At 36.1% G+C, this 10,487-nt stretch carries 9 protein-coding genes and 2 pseudogenes; 5 read left to right on the plus strand and 6 right to left on the minus strand.

The genetic code is table 11. The features are described from left to right. From ACR65M_RS25210 to ACR65M_RS25230, 5 genes and pseudogenes are all read right to left on the minus strand, one after another. A pseudogene (locus tag ACR65M_RS25210) lies at positions 1 to 749 on the minus strand (hypothetical protein); the annotation flags it as partial. Positions 750 to 1,085: 336 nt separating this feature from the next. Continuing rightward, entirely contained in the window at positions 1,086 to 1,631 is a 546-nt protein-coding gene (locus ACR65M_RS25215) for a hypothetical protein (protein ID WP_116354858.1), read from the minus strand. Positions 1,632 to 1,647: 16 nt separating this feature from the next. Beyond that, entirely contained in the window at positions 1,648 to 2,685 is a 1,038-nt protein-coding gene (locus ACR65M_RS25220; RefSeq protein ID WP_116354859.1) for a tyrosine-type recombinase/integrase, read from the minus strand. A gap of 1,280 nt (positions 2,686 to 3,965) precedes the next feature. Beyond that, entirely contained in the window at positions 3,966 to 4,298 is a 333-nt protein-coding gene (locus tag ACR65M_RS25225; protein WP_116354860.1) for a hypothetical protein, read from the minus strand. Between the two features lie 475 nt (positions 4,299 to 4,773). Further along, positions 4,774 to 5,643: a coiled-coil domain-containing protein gene (locus ACR65M_RS25230; protein WP_116354861.1), complete on the minus strand. Its 870-nt coding sequence runs from the start codon at positions 5,641 to 5,643 to the stop codon at positions 4,774 to 4,776. A 395-nt stretch (positions 5,644 to 6,038) separates the two neighbouring features. Between ACR65M_RS25230 and ACR65M_RS25235 the strand changes: the two are divergent. The 5 genes and pseudogenes from ACR65M_RS25235 to ACR65M_RS25255 all read left to right on the plus strand — a co-directional run. Next, positions 6,039 to 6,203: pseudogene (locus tag ACR65M_RS25235) on the plus strand (SpoIID/LytB domain-containing protein); the annotation flags it as partial. A gap of 144 nt (positions 6,204 to 6,347) precedes the next feature. After that, positions 6,348 to 6,677 carry a hypothetical protein gene (locus tag ACR65M_RS25240; protein ID WP_116354863.1) on the plus strand — a complete coding sequence of 110 codons (330 nt, stop codon included), beginning with the start codon at positions 6,348 to 6,350 and terminating at the stop codon, positions 6,675 to 6,677. A gap of 211 nt (positions 6,678 to 6,888) precedes the next feature. Next, complete coding sequence (gene spoIIIAF / locus ACR65M_RS25245; RefSeq protein WP_116354864.1) at positions 6,889 to 7,494, plus strand: stage III sporulation protein AF; 606 nt, start codon at positions 6,889 to 6,891, stop codon at positions 7,492 to 7,494. Positions 7,495 to 7,970: 476 nt separating this feature from the next. Further along, positions 7,971 to 8,939, plus strand: coding sequence for a tyrosine-type recombinase/integrase (locus tag ACR65M_RS25250; RefSeq protein ID WP_223254545.1), 969 nt, complete (start codon positions 7,971 to 7,973; stop codon positions 8,937 to 8,939). A 662-nt stretch (positions 8,940 to 9,601) separates the two neighbouring features. Then, a complete protein-coding gene (locus ACR65M_RS25255; protein ID WP_189655363.1) occupies positions 9,602 to 9,946 on the plus strand; it encodes a Bsp6I family type II restriction endonuclease in 345 nt (114 codons plus the stop codon). 238 nt (positions 9,947 to 10,184) lie between these two features. On the opposite strand, the gene ACR65M_RS25260 is transcribed toward ACR65M_RS25255, so the two are convergent. Further along, positions 10,185 to 10,403, minus strand: a complete 219-nt coding sequence (locus ACR65M_RS25260) for a hypothetical protein (RefSeq protein ID WP_223254546.1) — start codon at positions 10,401 to 10,403, stop codon at positions 10,185 to 10,187. Positions 10,404 to 10,487: the final 84 nt, after the last annotated feature.

Below are 10,487 nucleotides of genomic sequence, written 5' to 3' on the forward strand. Positions count from 1 at the left end.
TAACGTACAGGTATTTGGCTATTTCTATATCGAATTTTGCTTAGCGTACAAAATTTCCGAAATGTTGGCTGTACCCCATGATGGAGAGAGCGAACCGCGTGCACACGCACGACCTTACCCTTACGTCCCTTGGTCTTTTTCTTTTCCTCGAGTTCTGGTAGGTAATCACGCTGCAGCTGACGTAGTTCGTAACGGTAATCATGACGATACTCCGCATGAACCTCAGCCCCATTTTTAGAGTTTACAGTCCCAGCAAGCCTAAATACACGTGCTGCATCGGACGCCTTTGAGTCACCGCCCAGGTCTTTTAATTGATTTAAGAAGTAATCCTGTAACGCTTGCCATAACGGTAGGGCACGGTAGGGAACCGGCTCCAATAACCAGATCAGGACGACACCTTGTCCACTAAATATAATAATATTGGGCTCTGGAATAGATTGGCCAAAGAAATCATATTCGAGCTTCCCTATTATCCAGGAAGGATCGTAATTAAAAAGATAAAAATCAAGGTCCACGTACAAGGACTTTAACTGCCTTAAATTTTGAATTTGTCTTTGAGGCTTATAAAATGTATTCTGGCTGAAATAAACGTCTTCTCCCAGCCAATCTGAAAGGCTTTTCGCCAGTTCTTGAGGTTTATAGTACCTTTGCTGGAATCCGCCAAGTGATTTCTTTGCGACAGTGATCCAGCCGTCCGAATCATGATGATGGAACCAGGCGTGATATTGCGCTTCTTTCAAATTTCCCATAAAAAAATCCTCCTCCCTACTGGAAAAGGACGTGTACCTATGCTATATTAATAGCATCAATTAAATAAAAGGGTACACGAATCCCTTGCCTAAAGACTCCCGCGGCGGCCAAACCATTGGGAGTTTTTTCTTTGTCTATTATTTTATCAGACAAGCTTCTAGATTAATAGACAAAATGGTATGAATTTCACGGTTAGCCGAATAATAATTGGCGAAAACAATAAAAAGGCTTTCATAACATCATGTTTTCGGTCGATAGAGCCAATATAAACGGAGTAGGCCTGTTCTATAAAAAAATTGATAACCCGTGTAATCCAAAATTTGAATCCCTTAATTTTAAAATTCTGTCTCCAGCATTTTTTCCATCATTCTATTAATTAAAAAGACTAATCCCTCCACTTTGGCTATATCTTCTTTCGTTATATTCTCAACAGAAGAAAAATAGTGGTTATACCGTTTTAATTGCTCATAAAGATCCCAATAAAATTTGTTTAATATCTCTTTGGAGTTACCCCCTTGATTCGCTGGGATATAGCTCATGTCAATAATGTCCACTTTCGCTAACCTTGCAATCCATCCATCGTATTTCTGTGACTGATAACAAGCTACATAATAGTATGGGTAGTAATGTGGCAACACTTCATATTTAAGATGCTCTAGTGCCTCTAGGTAGCCAACATCACCCGGGATACCGTTTAAGTGTATTTCGATAATATGTCGACCGCGCTCATCATGCTGCTCCCTTATAAATTCGGGTTTTGGCTTTTGTTCTCGGGCCATTCGCTTCCATTTCCCTACGTCAGCCTGAAGTTTTTTAATATGTGCCTTTTGTCGTTCAATCTCTTCACGTAGTTGCTCTTCCAGTGTTTTTTCTTGAATCACTAAAAATCCCTCCTTTTTATCGCATGTATCGTTCAGCGAGATCCCACCGATCTTCACCATGGCCAATTTCTTCGTGCACCTGGTCAATCGCTGATTTTAATAAGTTGTAAACTTTGATATCTTGTTCTGTTAAAATGCTATAATCAGCTTTTCGCCCTTTGTCCCTGTTATTCATAATACGTTCTAGCATCACTTCTCCCTCGTTTGCGATTCCTTTTTTTGCTAGTAATTCTCGTAATCTATCACGACAATACAAGTGCCTAAATCCATGGGTCCCTCGGCCGTTTTGCTTCATACCAGCTTTTTTACAGGCTTGGTTAATAGCTTTTCTTACAGTTGCTTCCTTAACCCCTATTAGTAATTCATCCTGTTCTTTATTGGTCATCATTTTCTCGATTTCATTTATAAGAAGTTTTGGAACTGGTGTGTTCCGAAATCGCCCGCCCTTTGTAATTCCTCGGCCCTCACCTTCTGAAATTCTCAACTCTAATCCATCATGGCTGACGGTCTTAAAATGCATCACCTTAACGTTACAAGCCTCCCTTACCCTTAATCCCATGTATCTCATCAATTTAGTTGCAGCTTGAACTTTTTGTGATAGGAATGGAAGCAATTTCTCGTATTCCTTCTGAGAATAACTGCGGTTTTCAGCTTTCTTGAGCTCTCGCCAATCAGTTAATCGCTTATTAGGAATAAACCATACTTCTTCCCGTCCCAGTTCTTTACTACGAATATTCATCCCCATCTGCATGTGTTTTAAAGCTGTCTCTACATTTTGCCTATGTCCAGCAGAACGTTCTAGATCTTTTAAATACTGTAAATAAGCAGTATAGTGTTCTTCGGTTAGCTCATATATACTTTTAATTCCAAACTCATTTCTAACCCATTTTACAAAGTTCTGTGCAACTGATAAGGTCCCTTTAATTTGTTTAATAGAATGGATACCTGATGTGCCCTTCTTCTTTGCTTCACGTTTTGATTCGCCAATTCGATTGATTGCTGTAATTGTTTGTGATACCTGGTGAACAATGCTACTACGTCCTTTTCTTGCCATGATTTATCTCCTTTCGATATATAAGAAAAACAAAAGGACTAAAACAGAAGCCCATAACTATAGTGTTGATGAAATAGTTCGTCATAAGGTGTGGTATTTATTTGTGATAGTGATAGTATTCAACCTTACATGTTGAAGTCCGCTCAGTTATTTATCGAGGCGAGCAATTAAGCCTCGTTGGGAGTTCTAGCGTTTTTACTGTTCCTAAATTCCTATGATTCAGTTTTGTTCTGCTCGACTTCCATGAACAAGAACGTTTTAGATTTTGGCTCGTTCATCCTGAACGTATTTCGGGCATCGATTATTCCATTGATGTCCCCTTACTAATGGCTGGTAGCATTTTATACTGGTCTGATTTTATTCCATCAGTTCAGTCGCTCTGTTTAAACCTTCATAAACAGAACTTTTTAATAGATTTTATACTGGTGCTCTATACTTCATGAGCTACAGTCGTTCAATCATTATTCCATTGATTGAATCCTCTTTTTCTAGTTTGGTAGCATATTTTCTAAACCGCCTGCTTTACCAATGGCGATCGACTCTTGACAGCTGTCTGCATTCTGTTTGTCCTTTTTGGCTGCTTGATAAATACGACAAATATACTTATCTGCTCACTCCCCCTTGTAATACCTCGGACTTCTAGTCTAAATAAAAAAGCCCACAGCTAATGAGAGGCTACCAAGGATACTGTTTCCTTTGTACAATCACTCTCAAAGCCGTGGACTTTGATTATTATAAAATTCCTCACAGAGATAAGATAAAAAACGACCATTCAATAAGAACCGTCGAAAAAAATCTCTATTGATTATTACACACACTCTTGCCATTCTCGTTTGTAACGATTAGCATTGTTTAAAAACCACAAAAGGCATACTTGCCCCTTTTTAATAAAATTCATCGACCCCAAAGGCCGCATTTGCTTAATACACACTACCGCTAGCTCCTGCCTAGGAACTGCAACAAAAAAAGAAGTTAAAATAAATATAGTTAAATTATATCAAAAAGAAAGATTGATTTCCAAAGTTAATTTAAAAATCATCTATTTATTACTAGATAAAACTATATTTGTGGCCTTATTCAATGACTAAGAGGGGGGAACGACAGATATTTTTTGAAGCAGCGTAGCTCGAGGAAAATAACTTACTTACAGGGAATTTCAGCAAAAAAATAACCCACCCTGCCTAATAATAATGTCCAGTTAGATGATGGGTTATTTCTCGCTTAGGACCACTGCTCTTCTCTCAGTAGATCAACACAATTATACCTCAATATGCCTTTAATTAAACCAATAGAATTCTATCTTTTAGTACTTTATCAATAAAATCATGAATCTGGTTTTCGTAATATTTTACTTCAATCTCTGATGTAGCTACTAACATGTTTTGTTTGAGTTCATTCAATTTTCCCCTTTCATCTTCTGTCAAACTTTGTTCTATTGATATTCTTTTTGCTCTGTTCAGCTCTAAATCTAAACCATCAAGTTCCCTAATTACCTTCTCTAAACCTTCAACTATTTGTTCTTTCCCGTATGCACTTTCTTGTTGAAGCAAAACAACAATATCCAATAATTTTTGTTTTAGTTTAACTACATGAAACTTAGTAACGGCATCCATAAAAAAGCACCTCTTTTCAACAACTTTTTATAAATTAAGCTCGGTAAAAAACTATTCACTGACCATAATCGGACCACTAATTGTACAATTAGTTGATCGTCAATTATAGAAGGATCATTACTAAATACTCCTTATACTTGTAACATCCTATTTTTTCTGTCTTATATCAAATTTTGATATATTGATTTAAAAGCATAAAAATAAGCTCATTAAACAACTGGAGGATTCAAAATTTGAACCCTCCCCCAAAGTAAGTAACCGCAAAAAAAGGACACTTAATGTTTCCCTCTTATCTATCAAGGGGATATATATATTTATTTTCATATCAGGTTAACCATCATAAACATGTTAACCATTTAAAAAACAGGATTTTATAGTTAACCAAAAATACATAAAAATTCAATTCCTGTTTTGTAGGTTCGGTCTAAATAAACAATACTTTATTTCTTACTAATGATAATAACCGGATTTACCTTTATTTTTTATCCCCTTCACTTTCTTGTTTCAATTGCTCGATTTTCTCCTCATACTTCTTACGTAGAAAGTTTATTTCTTCATACATTTGTTTTAACTTCTCGTTATACTCTTCGTTCGACTTCAATAACCTCAGCTGATATTCTCTTTCAACCTCCAGCAACGCCTTATCCTTTTCGTAGTCTTTTTTCTCATTAATACGTTCTATTTCAATAGCATGACTATTTTTCAGTAACCCGATTTGTTGTTTTAAGTCTTTAACTTCGTCTTGTAACTCATCATTTTGAACAATAATTTCTTTCACTTGGGATTGTAGACGTTCACGTTCTTTAGAAAATCGCTCTTTTAACTTTTCATTTTCATCCGCAAATTCTTTGTACTTAGTAACCAAGCCACTTAATGTATCACTTTTTTCTTTATATTCATCAATTAAGAGCTGATTATTCTCATTAGTGGCACGCAATCCTTCCAGCTGCTTCAACGCTTCCTTTTTCTCCTGTTCTACCACCTTCAACGTTTCCTGAGTCTGTTTTGCTTCCTCTACCGCCATTTTAACCTTCTCTTGGCATTCACCAACGATCGCTTCTTTTTGCTCTAGCTTATCGGAAATTTCCTTTACTGCATGGTCTTTTATGTAGATGGACCGTTGAACCATATTAGAAACAAGCTCATAAATTCGACTAGTATGTACTTCCAACTCGTTCAAATCTTGGCTGTAATCAGTCGCCCCTTGTTTAATCGACTGCAATTCAGTAACAGCGACAGCTTTCTCAAACCATTCTTTCGCAGATTCTCCGCTGTTTTCAATCATAGTCTTTACTTTTTCATGCAACTCCTCACTAACCTTTACCCCAAATGTTTTATCCGCCATTTCTCCACCTCATATATGGTTAACCATTAGATACAGTTTTACCAATAAGTTAACCAAGTTTTTTGTAGTTAACCATATTGTAGCATTTACCCTGATAAATGAAAAGCAACAATCCCACCACTCTTGACCTTGTTTGTGTCCGTGGTAGTGGTTTTTATGACAGATAGCGAAAAAACAGACTTTAGGGCTCTCCATCCATCAGCAACGTACCACGGACAATGAGAAGCGATTGCTCGCTTACCTTTTTTTCACTTCAGACTTGGTGTTGTCGAAATTTCGTCTACTTCCCCAGAAATCGGTAAGGTTAACGAGGAGATACAAAGTTTTCCAAAATGGAAAATATCGTTTTTCATGTCTCCATATAGCAAAATGCACATGCTCCTCAATCAAAACATGTTGTAGGTGTTGTGGCCTCTGAAATGCCGATTTCATTTGAAGTGGAAGCACTAAAAGCTCAAGCATTAGCAGGAAGAACATTTCTCGTTTATCGAATGCTTTCTGATTCTAAAGTTAGTTTATCTAATAATGCTGAGATCACAGATAATCATCAGTTTCACTAGGTCTATAAAATAAAGAGGAATTAGCTGACCAGTGGGGGGAAAATTACAAAACTAATAAAATGTTTTTTAATTTTTGGAAGGACTTCCATATTTTGTGAAGAATTATATAGTGAACAATATAAAGTTAATAAGGAGGAATAAGTAATGAAAGTTATGAAAAAGGTCTTGCTATCTACAATGTTAATTCTCTCGGGATTTGGGTTTGCGGCTAATGATTCTTTTGCACAATCAGTAACAACTGGCAAAGAGGAATTTAGCCAAATCGAAAGTTCGAATAAATATGTTCTTATTAATCTACAATTTAGTAGTTATCCGCCAAGCAAATACTACTATAGTGACGGCGAATATGCCGGATGGTTAACTTTGCACTCTGTAGAGAAAACTTCTACCGGGTATAAGGCAAAATATACTGGATATGTATATCCAATTTGTGTAGGAGCTATTTGTCCGGAGAGCAGTGAAGAAAAACAATAGATGCATAAAAGAAAAGAAGATATTACGCTTTCTTTGTATAAAAGTTATAGAAAAGAGCCGCGCCCTTGACGCGGCTCTTTTCTATAACTTTATGTGAAAAATGACTGAATAACGGTTAAGCTTCATAATATTAAGCATATATATTAGAAGAAGATTTCAACCATTAAATTAAAAACGAAAAAATATTTTCCGGTTTTTGAAAGGAGCGAAAATGGAGTTAATAACCAATTGGATTCAACAGTTAATATTAATAATTTTATTTGCTTATGTGGTAGAGATGCTATTACCAAGTTCGCAATGGAATAAGTATGTAAAAACAGTCCTTAGTGTAATTATCCTTCTTGTCTTATTGCAACCTGTGCTAACGATATTTAAGGTAGATATCAATAATTTATTCTCTAAAACTAACATCAGCAAAGAGAGTGATTTTTTATATAATGAAAAAACTAATGAGTATTCGAATAAAATTAACCAAATTCAAAACGATATGATTTCTCAACAAGTGACTGACTTAATGAAAAAGAAGGTGACTGATGAACTGGCGTCTGAGTATAAACTTGCTATAAATAACATAGCTATATCTGGCAAGGATGGCGAAATGAATGTTTCTGTAACCTTGGTTGATATTGTTGAGGAGGAAGTTCAATCCATAGAATCTTCTAAACCCGTTTCAATAAACTTGATAGAAATAGACAAAAACAGAGTTGCTGAAGAAGACATAGGGCTACGTGAAAATGAAGGTGTTCTTGCTTTACTTTCTCAAAGTTGGGACTTACAAAAAAAAGATATTAAACTTATATATAGGACAAGCTACTGATAGCTTTAGCCAAATTTAAGAATGTAAATATTAAGAAATCGTGCTGACGATGAAAAATGTGAATCTCTTTATTACTGACTTTTTATTTAAATATAGTTTCGTAGTTTGACAAAAGCTCTAGTTCCGAAATAGAACCAGGACTTTCCTTATTATATTAACTCACTATTGTTTTTTCTGATTCTTCGTCAAGATTCAAAACTTGTTAATAGCACATGAGCGAAAGCGTGCGATAAGCAAGGATTTCGCTCCCTGACTGGCAGGAATACAACTCATATTAACCATGTCATCCTTTGCTATCTTAACAATCCATCCATCATATTTTTGGGACTGGTAACAAGCAAAGTATGGATAATGATTGGGAATTTATGATTTATATTAAAAAACACACTCATTTGCGCATGAATAAGGTACAATGAAACTAGTAATCTAACTATCGATAACCCACGTTATCACTACATAGAAAGGAAGAAAAATCCATGAGTTTGGAATTGAAAGTCCAGGAAGAAACATCCCTTTCCACTGAAATGTTGGAGCTTCAGAAAGAAGCAAAAAATCACTTGGCCAACTCGAAAGCTGAAAATACGAAACGAGCCTATCGAAACGATTGGACCCAATTTTCCGAGTGGTGTAAAAAGAACGGATTTCTGGAACTGCCAGCTGACCCAGAAACGCTTGTCTATTACATTACGTTTTTAGCAAAAACATTAAAAGCTTCCTCCATCAAACGGAAAATGACCGCCATCTCACAGCGCCATGAAACAGCTGGACATCCAAGTCCTACAAAAACAGCCCTGGTAAAAGGAGTGTGGGACGGAATCCAGCGAAAGATCGGAATCAAAGAAGAAGGAAAAGATGCGCTTTGGCTTGAGGATCTTCGGCAAGTAGTCCAAGCGATTCCTCAGAATAAAGGAATTGGTGTACGGAACCGAGCTTTATTAGTGATAGGTTGGGCCGGGGCTTTACGAAGAAGTGAATTGGTCCAGTTAGACATCGAAAATATCTCCATCACTCGCGACGGATTAATTCTTAACTTAAATAAAAGTAAAACGGACCAAAAAGGAGAAGGACAGGATGTTGCCCTCCCATACGGAAGCAATCCATTAACATGTCCCGTTCGTAGTTTAGAAGATTGGTTGGCCGTATCTGGCATTTCAGAAGGACCATTGTTTCGTCGATTGGATCGTCATGGAAATATACTCGGAAGGTTAACTCCTCAATCAGTGAGGCTGATCGTGAAGAGTTGTAGTGAAAAGGTGGGCTTGGATCCAAATAGATATGGAGCTCATAGTTTGAGAAGTGGATTTTGTAGTACGGCTGCAAAAGCAGGAAAGGCTGAGCATCAGATTATGAAGCAGACTAGGCATAAACGGTCCGATTCGTTGCAACGATATATTAAAAAGGTCAGTCTGTTTGATGATAATGCAGCAAGTGGGATTGGTTTATAAACTATAAACCGATCGAAGTAAGATGGTATTTTAATTCGATTAGAAGCACTAGTGTTGATTAAGGTACTGGGAAAATCACCTAGTGTCGCTTTTTTTGTTTTGTAGGGTTATATACTTCTTGAAAACTGGTAATCATTTGCTTAGGATTTGCCCTTTAATTATTTGTATATTGTGATAAACTACAGCCATTGCTACTTTAGATGTGCTTTCAACAACGTGCTAGTCTGTTATTTTATTTTGTGTTTGTATATGTGATTTGATAAAACGGACCAGGTGGATGCTACTTTACGAATGAATTTGCTATGGTGGTGGATGATAGTGATAAGAAAGAAAAGGAAAGTGCTATACCAGGATTAGTAGCGGAGGACATAGTAGAAAATAAAGAGGCCTAAAGAATCAATAAGAAAAATTTATTAAAGAATCCATCAAGTGACGTGACACACAGCTAATGGGAGTCAATTAGAGCTATACAGGAGTATCGTAGGTAGACGATTGAAACGGCATCAGCTATTTCTAAAGTATTAAGTTTAATAAAGGCTTCATAGCCAACATTTTGGAAGCTTTCTATGGTAAGGCAGGTAAAACTAAAGGATGGTTTAGTTAAATGTTCTATCCACAGTTAAGCGAAAATGGTACGATGGCAATGGATAACACACCTATTTATGGATTTAGTAACAGTTGATAAGGATCGTTTTAATGATGCTATTCAAGCATATTTCCTTTGGAAAGAATTAGATTTAATTATTAGAAAGTCGCATACAAGAGGAGTAAATATTCCAGAAACAATTTCAGAAGCTTTACTTTGTTATGTGAGTGATTTTCAATTAAATCGTGGTTCTGGTGGAGACGCGTTTGATCCAAAAACGGACAGAGTAATAGAAAGCAAAGCAACTTCTAATTTTGATAGAGATACAAGTTCTTTCAGTCCAAAGGAAGAATTTGATGCTTTGTATTTTTGCCGTTTGGATAAACGTAGTTTTGGCTTGCCGAAGGCAATTAGGTTTTGACCTTCCGAGCATTCGGAAGGATGGTTTTTGTTGCGAAGCAACCGCACACACCAATCCGGTGTATAAGTGCGCCCTTAGGATTATAATATCACAGGTTCGGTAAAGTAATCTAGCTAGCGTTTTAAGTTTAACAATATAAAAAAGCCAATAATGATTTTTAACATTATTGGGTCTATGGAGGTCTATAAATAGTCATTATTCGAACACTAATCTTATGTGTAAGAAAGATTTCTATTTTTTAGTTTTCATCAAGTTCTATGCCATCTATTATGCAAGAAAAGCTAATATTATCCAAAATCCATACTTGAAAGATTTCATCAACTTTCTTTTTAATTTCTTGTGTGCTCATATTTTCATCAATTTTTAATTCTTCAAAAGTAAAAGTTTGTGTAATTGTTGAATTTATATCTGTAGTTCTAATTGAAAAAGTGACTGTTTTATCTGTTTTACTGTCCAAAATTTGAACCTCCCTCTATAAAGTTAATTTATCTCACGAATACTCTCTTTTTCTCAAAATTTCATAACCACCTAATAGTTGACA

Source organism: Ferdinandcohnia sp. SAFN-114 (genome assembly GCF_059415045.1).